This window comes from Agromyces mariniharenae, from assembly GCF_008122505.1.
Classification (GTDB): Bacteria; Actinomycetota; Actinomycetes; order Actinomycetales; family Microbacteriaceae; genus Agromyces; species Agromyces mariniharenae.
In genome coordinates, this window is the sequence record NZ_VSSB01000001.1 from 366,356 (window position 1) to 382,645 (window position 16,290).

At 71.7% G+C, this 16,290-nt stretch carries 15 protein-coding genes; 7 read left to right on the forward strand and 8 right to left on the reverse strand.

Going from position 1 to position 16,290, the window contains the following annotated elements:
• Positions 1-8 precede the first annotated feature (8 nt).
• Complete coding sequence (locus tag FYC51_RS01705; protein WP_148731963.1) at positions 9-1,364, forward strand: O-antigen ligase family protein; 1,356 nt, start codon at positions 9-11, stop codon at positions 1,362-1,364.
• Positions 1,361-2,674 carry an O-antigen ligase family protein gene (locus FYC51_RS01710; RefSeq protein ID WP_148731964.1) on the forward strand — a complete coding sequence of 438 codons (1,314 nt, stop codon included), beginning with the start codon at positions 1,361-1,363 and terminating at the stop codon, positions 2,672-2,674. Before FYC51_RS01705 ends, FYC51_RS01710 begins: the two co-directional genes overlap by 4 nt.
• A gap of 10 nt (positions 2,675-2,684) precedes the next feature.
• On the opposite strand, the gene FYC51_RS01715 is transcribed toward FYC51_RS01710, so the two are convergent.
• Both FYC51_RS01715 and FYC51_RS01720 read right to left on the reverse strand, forming a co-directional pair.
• Positions 2,685-3,683, reverse strand: a complete 999-nt coding sequence (locus FYC51_RS01715) for a glycosyltransferase family 2 protein (protein ID WP_148731965.1) — start codon at positions 3,681-3,683, stop codon at positions 2,685-2,687.
• Positions 3,683-4,858: a glycosyltransferase family 2 protein gene (locus tag FYC51_RS01720; RefSeq protein WP_148731966.1), complete on the reverse strand. Its 1,176-nt coding sequence runs from the start codon at positions 4,856-4,858 to the stop codon at positions 3,683-3,685. Before FYC51_RS01720 ends, FYC51_RS01715 begins: the two co-directional genes overlap by 1 nt.
• Before the next feature lie 53 nt (positions 4,859-4,911).
• Between FYC51_RS01720 and FYC51_RS01725 the strand changes: the two genes are divergently transcribed.
• Genes FYC51_RS01725 through FYC51_RS01735 form a run of 3 tightly spaced genes read left to right on the forward strand, consistent with a single transcriptional unit; the run spans position 4,912 to position 8,080 of the window.
• Entirely contained in the window at positions 4,912-5,784 is an 873-nt protein-coding gene (locus FYC51_RS01725) for a glycosyltransferase family 2 protein (protein ID WP_148731967.1), read from the forward strand.
• The gene (locus FYC51_RS01730) at positions 5,781-6,992 is read left to right on the forward strand and encodes a hypothetical protein (RefSeq protein ID WP_148731968.1); all 1,212 of its coding nucleotides are present in this window, start codon (positions 5,781-5,783) and stop codon (positions 6,990-6,992) included. The genes FYC51_RS01725 and FYC51_RS01730 overlap by 4 nt, the downstream gene beginning before the upstream one ends.
• The gene (locus FYC51_RS01735; protein ID WP_148731969.1) at positions 6,989-8,080 is read left to right on the forward strand and encodes a glycosyltransferase family 4 protein; all 1,092 of its coding nucleotides are present in this window, start codon (positions 6,989-6,991) and stop codon (positions 8,078-8,080) included. Before FYC51_RS01730 ends, FYC51_RS01735 begins: the two co-directional genes overlap by 4 nt.
• On the opposite strand, the gene FYC51_RS01740 is transcribed toward FYC51_RS01735, so the two are convergent.
• The 4 genes from FYC51_RS01740 to FYC51_RS01755 all read right to left on the reverse strand — a co-directional run bounded on the left by FYC51_RS01740 (position 8,067) and on the right by FYC51_RS01755 (position 12,633).
• Positions 8,067-9,224, reverse strand: coding sequence for a glycosyltransferase family 4 protein (locus FYC51_RS01740; RefSeq protein ID WP_148731970.1), 1,158 nt, complete (start codon positions 9,222-9,224; stop codon positions 8,067-8,069). The genes FYC51_RS01735 and FYC51_RS01740 overlap by 14 nt on opposite strands.
• Positions 9,217-10,830, reverse strand: coding sequence for a DUF2142 domain-containing protein (locus FYC51_RS01745; RefSeq protein WP_148731971.1), 1,614 nt, complete (start codon positions 10,828-10,830; stop codon positions 9,217-9,219). The genes FYC51_RS01740 and FYC51_RS01745 overlap by 8 nt, the downstream gene beginning before the upstream one ends.
• 77 nt (positions 10,831-10,907) lie before the next feature.
• Complete coding sequence (locus FYC51_RS01750) at positions 10,908-11,615, reverse strand: LbetaH domain-containing protein (RefSeq protein ID WP_148731972.1); 708 nt, start codon at positions 11,613-11,615, stop codon at positions 10,908-10,910.
• Positions 11,608-12,633 (reverse strand): lysylphosphatidylglycerol synthase domain-containing protein, encoded by a 1,026-nt coding sequence (locus FYC51_RS01755; RefSeq protein ID WP_187432446.1) that lies wholly within the window; start codon positions 12,631-12,633, stop codon positions 11,608-11,610. Before FYC51_RS01755 ends, FYC51_RS01750 begins: the two co-directional genes overlap by 8 nt.
• A 148-nt stretch (positions 12,634-12,781) precedes the next feature.
• Between FYC51_RS01755 and FYC51_RS01760 the strand changes: the two genes are divergently transcribed.
• Both FYC51_RS01760 and FYC51_RS01765 read left to right on the forward strand, forming a co-directional pair.
• A complete protein-coding gene (locus FYC51_RS01760) occupies positions 12,782-13,885 on the forward strand; it encodes a DegT/DnrJ/EryC1/StrS family aminotransferase (RefSeq protein ID WP_148731974.1) in 1,104 nt (367 codons plus the stop codon).
• Positions 13,882-14,841 (forward strand): Gfo/Idh/MocA family oxidoreductase, encoded by a 960-nt coding sequence (locus tag FYC51_RS01765; protein ID WP_148731975.1) that lies wholly within the window; start codon positions 13,882-13,884, stop codon positions 14,839-14,841. The genes FYC51_RS01760 and FYC51_RS01765 overlap by 4 nt, the downstream gene beginning before the upstream one ends.
• 84 nt (positions 14,842-14,925) lie before the next feature.
• On the opposite strand, the gene FYC51_RS01770 is transcribed toward FYC51_RS01765, so the two are convergent.
• Both FYC51_RS01770 and FYC51_RS01775 read right to left on the reverse strand, forming a co-directional pair.
• Positions 14,926-15,357: an acyltransferase gene (locus FYC51_RS01770; RefSeq protein WP_148731976.1), complete on the reverse strand. Its 432-nt coding sequence runs from the start codon at positions 15,355-15,357 to the stop codon at positions 14,926-14,928.
• Positions 15,358-15,359: 2 nt separating this feature from the next.
• Positions 15,360-16,286 carry an NAD-dependent epimerase/dehydratase family protein gene (locus FYC51_RS01775; RefSeq protein ID WP_148731977.1) on the reverse strand — a complete coding sequence of 309 codons (927 nt, stop codon included), beginning with the start codon at positions 16,284-16,286 and terminating at the stop codon, positions 15,360-15,362.
• Positions 16,287-16,290 lie beyond the last annotated feature (4 nt).

The following is a 16,290-nucleotide window of genomic DNA, read 5'->3' on the forward strand; positions in this document are numbered from 1 at the left end:
TTGGACGCATGACCACCGGCCGACGCCGCACGCTCATCGGCGCGTACGCGACGTTCGCGCTGTTCACCGTCCTCGCCGGCCAGTTCTGGCGCAACCTGCTCGGCTGGTGGGGCTTCACGGCGGTCGCGCTCGCGGTCGTCGTCGGGGCGGTGATCCTGATCGTCGCCGAGAAGCCCACGTGGCGGTGGCGCCGGGTTCCGAAGTCGACGATCGCGTTCGTCGGGCTCGCGGTGCTGTCGATCGCGTGGTCGTTCTACCCCGCGGCATCCGTGCTCGGCGTCGTCATCACGCTCGTCACGACGTTCACCGGCGTCGCGCTCGCGCTGTGCCTCACGTGGACGCGGATCGAGCGCGCCCTCGCCTCGGCGATCAAGTGGGTGCTCGGGCTCTCGATCGCGTTCGAGCTGTGGGTGGCGATCTTCGTGCAGGAGCCGCTGCCGCCGAACTTCACCGACTACGGCGACGACGCGCCGGCCGCGTTCTTCTGGTCGCGCGACCTGCTCTTCCAGGGCGGCCCGATCGAGGGCATCGTCGCCAGCCGCAACCTGCTCGGCATGATCGCGCTGCTCGGGCTCATCGTGTTCGGTGCGCGGCTCGCGGCGGGCAGCATCCGCCGGGCGCAGGGCATCGGATGGCTCGTGGTGTCGGGCGCCGTCATGCTGCTCACCCGGTCGGCGACCGTCATCCTCGTGGGCGTGGTCGTGCTCGTCGCGCTCGGCTTCGTCGCCTGGGCGCGTCGAGTCGGGCCCGACCGCCGCCGTGGCGTGTACTGGGCCGCCGCCGGCGTGCTCGCGGCATCCGTCGCGCTGCTCGTCGTGTTCTGGGGCGCACTGCTCGACCTGTTCGGCAAGAGCGAGGACCTCACCGGCCGACTCGACATCTGGTCGTCGGTGATCGGCCTGGCCGCCGAGCGTCCGTGGTTCGGCTGGGGCTGGATCGGCTACTGGCAGCCGTGGGTCGAGCCGTTCCAGGGGCTCGCGGTGCGCAACGGCGTGGAGTACCTGCAGGCGCACAACGCCTGGCTCGACGTGTGGATGCAGCTCGGGATCGTGGGGCTCATCGCGTTCGCCTCGATCGTGATCGGCGCGCTGTGGCGCTCGTGGTTCCTCGCCGTCGACCGCCCGAAGGACGAGTCCGGCCGGCCGCTCCCCCACTCCGCGGCGTCGCTCGTGCCGCTCCTCGTGCTCGTCGCGCTCGTGGGCCAGAGCCTCGCCGAGAGCCGCATCCTCGTCGAGGGCGGCTGGCTGCTGCTCATCGCCATCGCCTGGTCGACCAAGCGGCGGCAGTGGGCGCCCGAGCCCCTGCCCGCCGAGCCCCCGCCGATCCCGGCGTCACGGATGCCGCCGTCGGAGCCCGCCCGATGACGGGTCCCGCCGCCGGCGCGCACCTCAGCCGCGCGCTGCGCGAGTTCGCGGGCTCCGCCCGATTCGCGCAAGCCCTCACGCTGCTCGCCGTGGGCTTCGCCTTCTCGACGCACGCGGTGCGCAGCCTCATCGGCTGGCCCGGGCTCGTCGCCGCGCTCGTCGGCCTCCTCGTGCTCTGCGGACTCTCGCTCGTCGCCCGGTGGCGGGCCGTCGAGTGGTACGGCATCCTGCCGATCACGATCCTCGTGTTCGTCGGGTGGTGCGCGGCATCCGTGCTCTGGAGCAGCACGCCCGGCGCCACCGCCCTGCGGGTGCTCTACCTCGTGGCCTTCGCCGTCATCGGCGTCTACGTGGCGCTGATGCGCGACACCATCCAGATCGTGCGCGCCTTCGGCGACGTCATGCGCGTGCTCCTCGGCGTCTCGATCGGGCTCGAGGTGCTCGCCGGCATCCTCATCGACGCCCCCATCGCCGTGCTCGGCATCCGGGGCGACATCGCGCAGCTCGGCCCGATCCAGGGCGTCTTCGGGTCGCGGAACGTGCTCGGATTCGTGGCGCTCATCGCGCTGCTCACGTTCATCGTCGAGTGGCGCACGAAGATCGTGCAGCGCGGGAGAGCCATCGCCTCGATCGTGCTGGCGGCGCTGTGCATCCTGCTCTCGGGCTCGCCCACCACGTGGGTCGCGCTCGGGGCCTCCCTCCTCGCGCTCGGCGCGCTCTACGGCCTGCGCCGGGCGGCGCCCGCGACGCGCTGGGTGTGGCAGCTCGTGCTGCTCGTCGCCGGGCTCGCGGCGGTCGTGACCGCGTGGATCCTGCGGATCCGCATCATCGAGCTCCTCGACGCGCGAGCCGAGTTCGACGTGCGGCTCGACGTCTGGCGCGAGCTGTCGCGGTACCTCAACCAGAACCCCCTGCAGGGCTGGGGATGGGTCGGCACCTGGCCCGACACGGCGCCCTACACGTGGATCGAGCTCGCCACCGGTCGGCCGCATTCGTCCGCCCTCAGCGCCTACATCGACGTGTACTTCCAGGTCGGGGTCATCGGCGCGGCCCTGTTCATCGCGCTCGTCGGGGTCGCGCTCGTGCGCGCGTGGCTGCTCGCGTCGAGCCGGCGCAGCGTCGTGTACGTGTGGCCGGCCCTCATGCTCGTCGTCATCGCGGTCACGAGCTTCGCCGAGAGCTTCGCCCTCGGCGAGGGCGGCTGGATGCTGCTCGTCGTCTGCGCCGTCAAGGCCGCGCGCGACATGAGCTGGCGCGACGCCCTCGCGGCCGGGCGGCCGCCCGCGCCGACGCACGAGGAGCTGGCGTAGGCGGAGCGGCCTATACCGGCTGCACCAGGTCGCGCAGCACGTCCTGCGCGCCGAGGCCGTAGCGGCCGTAGGCGCCCGATCGCCACTCCCGCCAGACCGACGGCAGGCGACGCAGCCGCGACGCGGGGATCCCCTGCCGCACGTGCTCGTGGTCGAGCTTCGCGCGCACCTCGGCATCCACCGTCGCGTCGCCGCCGGCGATCGCGGGGAGGCGGTCGGCGAGATCCCGCGCGCGAGCGAGCAGGCGCGCGTTCCGCGCGGTGCGGGGCTCCCGCAGGCGCGCGAGCCTGCCGCCGGCGCCGAGGCGCGAGACGCCGATCTGGTTGGCCCCGTGCTGGCGGTAGTCGATGACGGGCTCGGCGATGACCGCGATGCCCCCGCCCACGGACGCGACGACGGCCAGCCACTCGTCGTGCACCCAGCTGGCGGGGAACGGTGCGGCGCGCTCGACGAGCGACCGCGAGACCATCATGGTCGCGCCGGTCAGCAGGTTCCGCTTGAGGAGCTCGGCGAACGCGGCATCCGTGCCCAGCCTCGTGCGCGTCGCGTCGTCGACCCCGAGCGTCTCGAGGAGCGAGGAGCCGAGCGGCGCGCCGGACTCGTCGACGAGGCGCGCCTCGGCCGCGACGAGGTCGAGCCCGGGACGTGCGTCGAACGCGGCCACGGCGCGCTCCACGCGGTCGGGGTGCCAGACGTCGTCCTGGTCGCTGAGGGCGATGAGGTCGCCGGATGCCGCGCGCAGCGCCTGCTCGAAGTTGGGCGTCACGCCGAGCGCCACTGGGTTGCGCTCGACGACGAGCGCGGGCGTCGCGGCATCCGTGGGCCGGTGCTCGGCGAGGACCTGCTCGGCGAGCTCGACCGTGCCGTCGCCCGAGGCGTCGTCGGAGAGCACGATCTCGTCGACCGGGTGCGACTGCGCGAGGATGCTCTCGAGCTGCTCGCGGAGGAAGCGCGCGCCGTTGTGCGTGCCGAGCGCGACCGAGACGCGCGCCCGGGGCGTGTCGGACATCAGCGATTCCGCTTGAGGCCCACGTTGAGCACGCCGAGGAACATGCCGGCCATGATCGTCTGCGCGCCGAGCATCATGAGCAGGGCGGCCAGGACGGCGGTCCGCAGCGTGGTCGAGGGATCGAGCGCGCCGAAGCCGCTCGCCGCCCACATCGAGAACTGCCAGATCGCGATCGCGAGCCCGATCACGAAGATCGCGAGGCCGACGAGCGCGCTGCTCTCGAGGCTGATGCGCCGTTCGAGCCGGTCGAAGTTGCGCGACCTCGGTATGCGGAAGCCCTCGTGCTGCGCGTAGATCTTCGTGAGGATCGCGAACAGCACGGATTGGTAGCCCACGACGGTGAGTGCGGCGAGGTACACCTGGCTCGACACGTCGAAGCCGACGTCGCCGAGGATGATCGGCCCGAAGCTGATGAACAGGGTGCCGAGGAGTCCGATGAAGAACGCCACCGCGCCCGGGATGAGGAAGAGCCAGCGCGGGCTGAAGATGAGGAGGAACCTCAGGTGACGCCAGCCGTCGCGCCAGCTGCGCAGGTGGGGCGGGCGGCTGCGGCCGTCCTTGTCGAGCGTGGTCGGCACCTCGGAGACGCGGAGGCCGCCGAGGGTCGACTTCACCACGACCTCGCTCGCGAACTCCATGCCCGTGGTCTGGAGGTGCAGGTTCAGGATCGACCGGCGGTTGAACCCGCGGAGACCGCAGTGGAAGTCGCCGATCGGCGAGCGGAACAGCACACGCCCGATCCAGGAGAGCACCGGGTTGCCGAGGTACTTGTGCAGCGGCGGCATGGCGCCCTCGGCGATGCCGCCCTTGAAGCGGTTGCCCATGACGAGCTCGTCGCCCGCACGGAGCCGCTCGACGAACGGGTCGAGCCGGGAGAAGTCGTAGCTGTCGTCGGCGTCGCCCATGATGACGTACTCGCCGCGGGCGGCCTCGATGCCGCCGAGCAGCGCACTGCCGTAGCCCTTCGCGGGCACGTCGACGACCCGCGCGCCGTGCGCGCGTGCGATGTCCTGCGAGCCGTCGGTGGACCCGTTGTCGGCGACGACGACCTCGCCGACGACCCCGCTGCGCGCCAGGTAGCCCTGGGCCTTGTCGATGCAGGTGGCGAGCGTCTCGGCCTCGTTCAGGCACGGCATGACGATCGAGAGTTCGATCGCCTCGGTGGAAGTCGGCATGCGAGGGGTCCTTCGTACGCGGGGCAGCCTCACCATCGTACAGAATGGGTGCGATGAATCTGGGTCTCGTGGTCTCGACGCTCGGTCGGGTCGAACCGCTCGAGCGCCTGCTGCGATCCCTCGCCCCGCAGGTCGGCCCCGACGACCGGATCGTGCTCGTCGCGCAGGGTGATCGCGAGGCCGTCGAGCGCCTCGCCGAGCGCTTCCGCGGCGCCGACGTCGCCATCGACGTGACCACGTCGGAGCGCGGTGCGTCCCGGGGCCGCAACGCCGGCGTCGCCGCGCTTCCTCCGGGCGAGCGGCTCCTCCACTTCCCCAACGACACGACGTGGTTCCCCGACGGGAGCGTCGCGGCGATCCGTGCCGCGTCGGGGTCGGTCACGGCGGGCGCGCTCACCGTCGTCGACGAGCACGGCCCGAAGTTCGCGCTGCCCGCGGCCGGCACGCCCCTCGACCGGTGGAACGTGTGGAGCGTCATCGAGATGGGGCTCCTCATGCGCCGGTCCGTGTTCGACGAGGTGGGCGGGTTCGACCCCGACCTCGGCACCGGGGCGCCCACGCCATGGCAGGCCGGCGAGGCGACCGATCTGCTGCTGCGGATGGCGGAGCGGCGGCCCGACCTCGCCGCCGCGTTCACGTGGCTGCCCTCCGACGTGAGCGTCGGGGGCATCGCCGACCCGTCGGGACTCTCGACGCGCGAACGGCGCCGGAAGCTGCGCGCGTACGGACGCGGGCTCGGGCGCCTCGTCGTACGCCACCGGTACCCGTGGTGGTGGCGCCTCGCGTTCGTGTCCGGCGGGCTCGCCTTCGGGCTGCGCCATCGCGCGACCAACACCGTGGGCGACGGCTGGTGGGTGTTCCTCGGCCGCGCCGAGGGGACGCTCGGGCGCACGCTCGGCGGATCCACCGAGGCGGTGACGCGGTGACCGAGCCCATGCCGGGACCGATCCGGATGCGACGCGCCGCGATGAGCCTCATCACGCTGCTCGGCGGCATTTCTCTGGCCGTCATCCCGGCCGCGACGGTGTCGATCTCGTCCCGGCTCTTCACGGTCGAGGAGCAGGGCGTGCTCGCCGTGGCCGTGCTCGTGGCGACGTTCGCGGGGCAGCTCACCTTCGCGGTGGTCGTCGAGTCGCGGCTCAGCTCCGCGGCGACCGAGCGACGTGTGGTCTTCCCGCTCTGGCTCGCCGCGATCTCGGTGCTCACGGCGCTCGTGCTCGCGATCATCCCGCCGAACGCGATCGCGCTCGCGATCGGGCTGCCGATCCTCATCGCCGCGCTCGAGGTCGGTCGCGGCGTCTCGGTCGCCGAGCGGCTCGACCGGCGCGAGATCGCGGCATCCGTCGCCGTCGGCCTGGGAGCGCTCATCGGCGTGCTCGCCGGGTTCGCGGAGCAGCAGTGGGCGCTCATCCCGCTCGTCGCGGGCATCGCCGTCGCCACGTGCGTGCGGTGCCTCCCGGTCACGCACCGGGCGAGCCGGCCCGAGCCGGCCGTCATGGGCTGGGTGGTCGCCGACACGGCGATCACCGGCGCGATCTACCCGCTGCTCAACACGATGATCCTCGCGTTCCTCGGTTCTGCCGACGCGGTGCTCTTCACCTCGATCTCGACCGTGTCGGGGCTGCTCGCGATCCCGCTGAACTTCATGCGGCTGCGACTCCTGAAGGAGCACTCGCGGCTCGACATCGTCGTCTCGGGCGCGTCGGTGCTCGCCGCCGTCGTCGCGCTGCTGGTGCTCGAGTTCACGGGTGTGTTCGCCTTCGTCTTCGGCGAGGCGTGGACCGAGTCGGCGACCCTCGTGCCGCTGCTGCTCGCCTGCGCGTGGCGCGCGGCGTCGCTGGCCACGACGATCCCGTTCGCGGCCCTGCGGCGCGCAGGCGAGGTGCGGCTCGTGACCGGGCTGCGCGCGGCCGTGTCGGTGCTCACGTTCGGGCTCGCGGCGCTCGGCCTCGCCGCGCAGAGCCTGTCGGCGGTGTTCCTCGGGCTGCTCGTCGCCGAGCTCGCGTCGGCCGTGGTGTACGAGGTCGCGCGACGGCGACGGCTGGCCCGCGGCATCCGCGCAGCCGCAGCGGCAGCGGCAGCGGGCGACACGAGCACCGACGCCGCTGCCGTCGAACCGGGCGGCGACGCATGAGGCGCGTGCTCGTCGACCTGCTCTTCTACACGGGCACGAAGGGCGGCATGGAGTCGTACGTGCGCGAGGTCTACTCGCGGTTCGCCGCCGACGACCCCGACCTCGAGTTCGTCGGGTGGGCGTCGACCGAGCTCGCCGCGACCGACACGTCGTGGTTCCCCGGACGCGTGGTGGACTCGGGCATCAGCGGCGAGGACCGCGTCGCCTGGGCGCGCGGCGAGCTCTTCGCCATCGCAGGCGCCGCGCGCCGGCTCGGAGCCGACCTCCTGCACTGCCCGGCGAACTTCGGCCCCTGGCGCTCACGCGTGCCGGTCGTGCTGACCGTGCACGACCTGCTCGCGTTCCGGCATCCCGAGTACGTGCCCGGCGCCTACTCGCGCATCCTGCGCACCATGATCCGCCTCGCCGCCCGTGCCGCGACCCGGGTGCTCACGGTGAGCCGGGCCTCGCGCGACGACATCGTCGGGTTCCTGCGCGTCCGGGCCGACCGGGTCGTGGTCACCCCGCTCGCGGGGTCGCGCGTCGTGGCCGACGCGGGCGGCGCGACACGGCGCGACGACCGTCTCCTCGCGGTGGGCAATCGGATGCCGCACAAGGGCTTCGAGACGCTGCTCGAGGCGATCGCCCGGCTCGACGCCGACGAGCGGCCGCACCTCGTCGTCACCGGCAGCCACGGGGACGACCCGCTGGCGCCCGTCGTCGACCGGCTCGGCCTCGGCGACGCGGTGACCCTGCGCGGCTGGCTCTCGCGCGACGAGCTCGACGAGCTCTACGCCCAGTCGACGGCGCTCGTGTTCCCCACCCGCTTCGAGGGGTTCGGCCTCCCGCCGCTCGAGGCGATGGCCCGTGGCTGCCCCGTGATCGTCTCCGACCTCCCCGTCATGCACGAGGTCGCGGGCGACGCTGCCGTCTACGTCGACCCGACCGACCCCGGCGCCATCGCCGGGGCGATCCGGTCGCTCCTCGACTCCCCCGCCGAGCGCGAGCGGATGTCGCGCGCCGGCCTCGCCCGCGCCGCGGAGTTCTCGTGGGACGCCACCGCCGCCGCCACGCGTGCAGCGCTCCTCGACGCCCTCAGCGCGAGCTGACCGCCCGCCACCGCTCGACGAGCTCAGCCACCGAGCCCGTGAGCGAGCGGGTCAGACGTTCGCGAGAGAACCAGGCCGCCGTCGACCGCCGCAGCGGCTCGCCGCCCTCGACGGCGCGCACGATCGCCGCGCCGAGCACGTCGGGTGCGACGGATGCCGCGACGTACCCGTTCTCGCCGTCGACCACGAGTTCCGCCGCCGCGTTGTCCTCCCCGGCGACGACCACCGACGGCGTGCCGTGCGACGCCGCCTCGGCGACCACCAGGCCGAAGCCCTCGCGCGCCGACGGGTTCACGAGCACCGCCGCGTCGCCCATGAGCCGCTCGAGCTCGTCGTCGGGCACGCGACCCGCGAAGCGCACGACGTCGGCCACGCCCGCGGCCTCGGCGGCGCGTCGGGCCGCATCGGTCTCGGGGCCGGAGCCCGCGACGACCGCGGCGAGCCCGGGCACGGCGAGGCGCGCGGCGGCGAGTGCGGGCGGCAGCGCCTCGAGCCGCTTGTCGGGGATGTGCCGGCCCACGAAGAGCGCGAAGGGCGGCGTCGCGGATTCGCCCGCGGCATCCGTGCCCTCGCCGACGAGGTCGACGAGGCCGAGCACGATCGGGTCGGCCCGGCGCCGGTACCGCAGCAGCCGGTCGCGCGTGAAGCCGCTGTTCACGGTCTGGATGCGGCCGACGTGCACGCCGAGCGACTGGAGGACGAACGCCACGGTGCCCACGAGCGCGCCCGAGTACGCGCGCCACTTGCGCCACGTCCAGATCTCGAGCCAGTCGGTCGCGACGACCGTGCGCGTGCCGAGGAGCGCGAATCGCACCGCGAACACGTTGAGCACCGGCAGCGCCGCGACGACCACGAGGTCGTGTTCGCGACGATGGCGCACGAAGTGGCGGAACACGGCGAGGGCGAAGCCGACGGCGCTCGACATCTTCCGGGTGCCCGAGGCGTCGGCGATGTCGCCGCTCCACACGCCGACGACGTCGAAGCCCGCGTCGGGGCCCGCGTCGCGGCCGCGGCGGGTCACGTAGTCGACCGCGCTGCCACGCTCCGAGAACAGCTCGGCCATGCGGCGGTACACGCGCTCGCCCCCGCCCGCGTCGATGGGGAACAGGCAGTCGTACGCGATCGCGACCCGCGGCTCAGCCACGCGTCGGCGCCTCCGCCAGTGGACGCGGCTCGTCGTCGGGAGCGCCGATCGACTCGCGGCGCAGGATCCAGCGCGTCGTGAGCCCGACGAGCGCGACGAGGCCGAGCGACGCGAGCGCGTAGCCGGCGGTCAGCGCCATCCAGCCGAGCGGCGGCTGCCACTGCGGGGCGGTGAACATCTGCCCGAGGCCCGCCTTCGCGATGACGTAGCGGACGAGCACCAGCACGAACGCGAGGACGCCGTAGGCGCCCAGGAGCGAGGTGGTCACCCAGGCGGCGCGCGGTGCGAGGAAGGCGACCTCGGGCGCGTCGCGGCCGAGCAGCCACGCGGCGAGGATCACGACGCCGACGTAGAGGAAGAGGGCGTAGCGTCCCTGCCAGATGATGCCCGTCTGGTGCACGCTGTAGCCCTGGACGAGCGCGGGGACGAGGAATGCAGCGAGCACGGCGACCGAGAGGACGAGCACGCTGCGGCGGCGCGTGGCGATGAACGCGAGCACCAGGATCACCGCGAGGGCCGCGACGACGAGCCAGTAGGTCCACACCGGCAGCGGGGTGTCGAACCAGCCGAAGTAGCCGATCGCCTGCTGCAGGTAGTGGGGCGTCAGGCGGATGACGTAGCCGAAGCCCTCGAGGAACGTGCCGTTGACGAGCGGTCCGTCGGAGACGTCGGCCTGGTTGGACAGGCTCCCGCCCGAGAGCGTCCAGCCGAGCGAGAAGAGGCCGCCCACCGCGATCGCCCCCAGCCACCAGTAGCTCGAGGCCGTGGTGAAGAGGCGCTTCACCGGCAGCCAGCCGCTCGCGAGGAAGCAGAGGGCCACGATGATCACCAGCCAGAGCGGCCCGAGCGCCCGCGCATTCACGAGCACGATCGATGCCACGGTCACGCCCGCCCAGAGCGCGGTCCTCGAGAGCAAGGGCGTCGCCGGCCCCGCAGGGACGGCACCGTCGGCGTGGTCGGCCCGGTCGGCCGCTCGCTCGACCCGATACGTCTCGAGGAGGCCGAGCACGCCCGCCCAGACCGCGACGGCCGCGGCGAGTTCGGCCCCGTTCGGGTTGACCGCGCCGATGAGGTACATGCCCATGGGCGCGGCCGCGAAGGCGATGCCCGCCGGCATCCATCGGGCACGGCTGCCGGATGCCGCGGCCAGGAACGCCCACGCGAGCAGCGCCGCGCCCACCAGCGAGCTCGCGATGCGCATGGCGTAGATGCTCGCGTTGCCGTCGAACAGGAGGCTCGGCCAGCCGACGAGGTAGTAGTACACCGGGTTGTACGCGCCCACCCAGGTGTTGAACCACGACTGGCCGGTCTCGCTGCCGAAGTCCACCGCGCATTCGGCCGAGCGATCGGGATGCGTGGCGTAGCAGAGCGTGTCCTGGGTGTAGTGGTACCCGTCGGGCAGGTCCACCACGATGTGGCGGACATCGGGCAGCGTGTAGCCGATGACCTGCCCGCGCACCTGCGCGATCGCCTTGGTCGCGTGGGCGTTCTCGTCGGGGACGCTGAAGACGGGGGACGCGAGGGACCAGAGGATGCCGAGCAGGGCGAACACGGCGAACGGGGCGAGGAAGAGGGTCGCCCGAACGCGCCTGGACGGCGCCGTCAAGGGCGGGCCGTCGCGGTCAGCTGAGTGGTCACCTCACGAGGATATCGAGCGACGTCGGGCATGTGGGGCGTGGTGATTCACTCGTTACGGACGAGGTGCGCCCGCCACTCGACGAAGGCCGAGGCGATGCCGGACATCGGCCCGAACTCGGGCAGCGCGTCAGGATCCGCGCCGGATTCGTAGGCATCGACGAGCGTGGTGATCTCGTCCTCGGGAACGTCCATGCGACGCAGCCCCACCGCATTCGCGGAGGCGACCCGCGCCGGGCTGCCGTACGCCTTGGCGAAGGGCGGGATGTCCCGGGTCACGACCGAGCTCATGCCGACCATGGCTCCGCGGCCGATGTACCGCCCCTGGTGCACCGTCGTCCCGAGTCCGAGGTTGGCCAGGGCGCCGACGTGGACATGGCCGGCGAGCAGGACGCTGGACGCCAGCGTCACCCCGTCGTCGAGGCTGCAGTCGTGGGCCACGTACACCTGGTTCATGATGAACGCGTCATGGCCGATCACGGTTGCGCGCTTCCAGCCCTGATGCACCTGCGCGTACTCGCGGATCACGTTGCGGTCGCCGATCCGCACGCCCGCGCCGGACGAGTCGCCCGATCCGGGCCGCGGATGATCGAACGACCTGACCTCCGGCGGCGCCCCGATGACCACGCCGGCGCCGATCCAGTTGCCGTCCCCGATGGTCACCGGCCCGTAGATCACGACGTTCGGACCGATCACGTTCCCCGAGCCGAGCCGGACGTCGCCTTCGATGACGGCCGACGGGTGGATGTCATTCATGTCCGTCCTCGCGCTGCGCCGCCGGGATCGGTGCCGGGTCGGCGGAGTGCTCGTACGCGATCTCCTCGCGGAGGTACGCGACGGTCTCGCGCTCGAGGCGACGTCGCCAGATGACCACGAACAGGATCGCGATGCCGGCGGCGAGGAGGTCGGCCGCCGTGAACATCGCGCGCGAGATCAGGCTGACCGCCGTGGCCTGGGGCACCGTGAGCAGCAGGGTCATCGCACCGATGAGGATCGCCTCGCGGACGCCGAAGCCCGACGGGAAGATGAACGCGATCAGCCCGACGGTGAAGCCGAGCGAGACCGCACCGGTCAGCAGCACGAGCGTGCCGAAGTCGGGGTCGACGAGCGAGTTCACGAGGATCCACAGGTGGAATCCGTACGCGACGTACGAGAGGAGCGACCAGCCCACGGCCTTGCCGACGACGAGGAAGGTCACCTCGTGCTCGAGCGGCGGTCGTCGGAAGAGCTTCAGCACCGTCGACGCGAGGAACGTCATCACGCGCGGATGCAGGCAGACCAGCCCGACGGGCAGGAGGAGGAACAGCCAGATGAGCTCGGGGTGGCCCTGGATCACCACGGGCAGCGCCAGTGCCCCGAGCATCAGCGACGAGACGACGCCGATGCCCGCCGCGTACAGCGCCGTCACGAGGACCCTCGGGCGGAGGATGCCGTACTGACGCCCGAGCTCCATCTGCATCACGTACGACCAGACGGATCCTGGCACGTACTTGCCGAGCTGCCCCACGAGGAGGACCTGCGCCGCCCGGAGGAGCGGCACGCGCGGACCGAGGCCGTTGAGGACCGCGACCCAGCTCATGGTGCCGCACGCGAGGCCGACGAGCACGAGGAGGAACGAGATCGCGAACGACTGCCACGAGATCAGGCGGAGGGCGGCCTCGATCGCGCCCCATTGCGCGATGAGGTAGTAGACGGCGAAGCCCACGACGACGACGAGCAGGATGTACCTGAGCGTCGTGAGCGCACGGGGGGCTATGGCTTTGATTCTCTTCATTCGATCTCTACTGTCGTTCGCCCTGCGCGCCGGACAGCGCGTCGGCCCTCGACGCTGCAGGGCCGTGTCAGGCATGGCGTCCGCTTCGCTCTAGGATGGGTCGTTGTGGATGCGTCGATCCTGGACGCCCGTGACTGAAGCAGGTTTCATGATACCGATTACCGTCGTCGAATTCGGTGAGGACGCCGAACGCCTCGTGCTCGAGGTCCTCCGATCGGGCAGCGTCGCCCAAGGACCCCTCGTGAAGCAGTTCGAGGATCGATTCGCGCAGATGATCGGCGTCAAGCACGCCATCGCGGTGAACAACGGCACCACGTCGCTCGTCGCCGCCCTGAGCGTGCTCGACCTCGAGCCGGGCGACGAGGTCGTGACGAGCCCCTTCACGTTCGTCGCGACGCTGAACGCGATCCTCGAGGCGGGCGCCACCGCGCGGTTCGCCGACATCTCGGAGCACGACTTCAACGTCACCGCCGAGAACCTCGCAGGCGCCATCACCGATCGCACGCGCGTGCTCATGCCGGTGCACCTCTACGGCCAGATCGCCGACATGGACGGCATCGCCGCGCTCGCCGCCGAGCGCGGCCTCGCCATCGTCGAGGACTCCGCCCAGTCCCACGGCTCGGCGCTCGCGGGTCGTCACGCCGGCACCTACGGACTCGGCTCGTTCTCGTTCTACGCGACGAAGAACATCACGACCGGTGAGGGCGGCATGATCACCACCGACGACGACGTGCTCGCCGATCGCCTCCGGGTCCTGCGCAACCAGGGCATGCGCGCCCGGTACCAGTACGAGGTCGCGGGTCACAACTGGCGACTCACGGACCTGCAGGCCGCCGTCGGCCTCCCGCAGCTCGGCGCCTACGACACGGTCGTCGAAACCCGCCAGTCCAACGCCGAGTACCTCAGCGCCGGCCTGGCCGAGGTCCCCGGCATCGTCGTCCCGAGGCAGCAGCGCGACCGGCGCCACGTCTGGCACCAGTACACGATCCGCGTGACGCCCGAATCCGGCATCAGCCGCGACGAGTTCGTGTCGAAGCTCGGCGAACGAGGCGTCGGCGCCGGGATCTACTATCCCAAGCTGGTCTTCGACTACCCGACCTACCGCGACCGCGACGACGTGATCATCGACGAGTACCCCGTGGCGGAGCGGATCGTGCAGGAGGTGGTGTCGCTCCCGGTGCACACCCACCTCACCCGCGACGACCTCGATCGCATCATCTCCGTCGTCTCGTCGATCGTGGACGAGGCATGAGCGCCGCGCCGCGCATCCTGCTGGTCGGCGCCGGCTCGATGGGTTCACTCCACGCACGCGTGATCGCCCAATCGGCGTCGGCCACGCTCGCGCGGGTCGTGGACGGACGCGAGGATGCCGGGCGCGCCCTGGCCGAGCGCTACGACGCGGATTGGTCCCCCGAGCTGGGCGACCTGTCCGACGTGGATGCGGTCGTCATCGCCGCCTCGACGGAGGCGCATTACGACCTGGCGCTCGCCGTCCTCGAGCACGACCGCCCGCTCCTCGTCGAGAAGCCGGTCGCCGACGGGCTGCAGAAGACGCTCGAGATCATCGGCGTCTCCGAATCGCGAGGCATCCCGATGACGTGCGGCCTGCTCGAGCGGTTCAACCCCGCGGTCGTCACCGCGCGCGCCCTCGTCGACGACCCCAAGTTCATCACGGCCACCCGCCACTCGCCGTACGCGCCCCGGATCCGCACCGGCGTGAGCTGGGACCTGCTCGTCCACGACGTCGATCTCGCGAGCACGATGCTCGGTGGCGAGCCGACCGTGGTGCGGGGCATCCTCGGGCAGTTCCACCCGATGTCCGTGCCCGGTGCCGAGGACGTCGCCGAGGCGGTCCTCGCGTTCGACGGCGGTCGCGTGGCGCACGTCTCGGCGAGCCGGGTCGGCCAGCGGAAGATCCGGACGATGAGCATCCACGACCTGGACAAGCTCATCGAGGTGGACCTCCTGCGACGGGACGTCACGGTGTACCGCCACGTGTCCGACCAGCCCGCCGATGCGGAGGGCCGCGGGTACCGCCAGCAGACGGTGATCGAGATCCCCGAGCTCATGTCCGGCAAGGAGCCCTTGGCAGCTCAGCTCGAGCACTTCGTCGAGCTGGTCGACGGACGCGTGGATGCGGACGCCGAACGACGCTCGCTCATCCCCGCGCACAGCATCGTCGAGGCGCTGAAGAACGCGGCGGCCTGAGCCGCCGCGTTCCCGCGGTGAGACGCGTCCCGCGGGTCGCGGGTCGCGGGTCAGCCGCGTTCGACGGGAGCCGCGTTCCGCACGTCAGAGCGGCACGGTGCGAGGCGACGTGGGGTCCGACAGGTCCACCCTCGCCACCGCGCGCGCCGGCACGCCGACCACGACGGTGCGCGCCGGGACATCGTTCGTGACGACGGCGCCTGCGCCGATGATCGCCTCGTCGCCGATCGTGACCCCCATGTTCACGACGGCATTGGCGCCGATGAAGACGCGGTCGCCGATGTGCACCGGCCCGCGATCGACGGTGTCGTACCGGCGCCCCGAGACGCAGCGCATCGCGCTGGAGTGGGTGTAGATGTGGACACCCGACGAGATGTCGCAGCCCTCCCCGATGGTGAGCCCACCGGAGCCGTCGATGAGCGTGAACGCTCCGATCCAGGTCCCCGACCCGATCGCGGGCGCGCCGATGATCCAGGCGTGCTCGTTGTAGGGGTTCTCGGGGAGGGCCGCCGACATCGTCAGGAGTTCCGGACGAGCGCCGTCATGCCCTCGCGAACGGGGATCTCGGCGACGAACCCGAGGACGTCGCGGGCGCGCGTGATGTCGGCGGCGCGGCGGGTGACGAGGACCGGACGCGGGTTGAACTGGGGCTCGACGTCGACGCCGACGGCGTCGATGAGGATCTCGGCCAGCTCGGCGACCGTCGTGTCGATACCGGTGCCGACGTTGATGGGCATGTTCGAGCGCTCGGAGGTGAGGGAGAGCACCACGGCGCGCGCGATGTCCTTGACGTGGATGAAGTCCATCGACTGCTTGCCCTCGCCGTCGATCACCGGCGCCTCGCCGTTCTTCAAGCGGTTGACGAAGTGGTTGATGACGGACGTGTAGTACGCCGTGGTCTTCTGGCCCTCGCCGTAGACGTTGAAGAACCGCAGGGCGATCCAGGGCAGGCCCTTCGAACGGCCGTAGTAGCCGAGGAGGTCCTCGTTCGTGCGCTTGCCGATGCAGTACGGCGTCAGCGGGTTCAGCGTGTCGTCCTCGTGCATGGGGAGCTTCTCGGGGTCGCCGTACACCGACGCGCTGGACGCGGCGACGAGCCGCTTCACGCCGAGGTCGGCGGCCGCCGCGAAGACGTTGTGCGACCCGACCATGTTGATGTCGATCGATGAATAGGGGTCGGCGACGCTCTTGTTGATCGAGTCCGCGGCGAGGTGGATGACGTGGTCGTAGCCCTTCATCGCGGCGTAGACGGCCGCGCCGTTGCGCGTGTCCTGGTCGACGACGTCGACCCGCCCGTCGGCCACGAGCTGGTTGGCGCGATCGCGGTCGCCGCGCACCATGTTGTCGAAGATGCGGACGGTCCACCCCTCTTCGAGGAGCCGCTCGACGACGTGCAAACCGATGAAGCCGGCACCGCCGACGACCAAGACCTTCTTCTCTGACACAGGT

Excerpts from the sequence above, each read along its gene's own strand:
- FYC51_RS01765 (WP_148731975.1), top strand. The coding sequence starts at position 13,882 with ATGAGCGCCGCGCCGCGCATCCTGCTGGTCGGCGCCGGCTCGATGGGT.
- FYC51_RS01760 (WP_148731974.1), top strand. The coding sequence starts at position 12,782 with ATGATACCGATTACCGTCGTCGAATTCGGTGAGGACGCCGAACGCCTC.
- FYC51_RS01725 (WP_148731967.1), top strand. The coding sequence starts at position 4,912 with ATGAATCTGGGTCTCGTGGTCTCGACGCTCGGTCGGGTCGAACCGCTC.
- FYC51_RS01710 (WP_148731964.1), top strand. The coding sequence starts at position 1,361 with ATGACGGGTCCCGCCGCCGGCGCGCACCTCAGCCGCGCGCTGCGCGAG.
- FYC51_RS01715 (WP_148731965.1), bottom strand. The coding sequence starts at position 3,683 with ATGTCCGACACGCCCCGGGCGCGCGTCTCGGTCGCGCTCGGCACGCAC.
- FYC51_RS01770 (WP_148731976.1), bottom strand. The coding sequence starts at position 15,357 with ATGTCGGCGGCCCTCCCCGAGAACCCCTACAACGAGCACGCCTGGATC.
- FYC51_RS01750 (WP_148731972.1), bottom strand. The coding sequence starts at position 11,615 with ATGAATGACATCCACCCGTCGGCCGTCATCGAAGGCGACGTCCGGCTC.
- FYC51_RS01755 (WP_187432446.1), bottom strand. The coding sequence starts at position 12,633 with ATGAAGAGAATCAAAGCCATAGCCCCCCGTGCGCTCACGACGCTCAGG.
- FYC51_RS01735 (WP_148731969.1), top strand. The coding sequence starts at position 6,989 with ATGAGGCGCGTGCTCGTCGACCTGCTCTTCTACACGGGCACGAAGGGC.
- FYC51_RS01720 (WP_148731966.1), bottom strand. The coding sequence starts at position 4,858 with ATGCCGACTTCCACCGAGGCGATCGAACTCTCGATCGTCATGCCGTGC.
- FYC51_RS01705 (WP_148731963.1), top strand. The coding sequence starts at position 9 with ATGACCACCGGCCGACGCCGCACGCTCATCGGCGCGTACGCGACGTTC.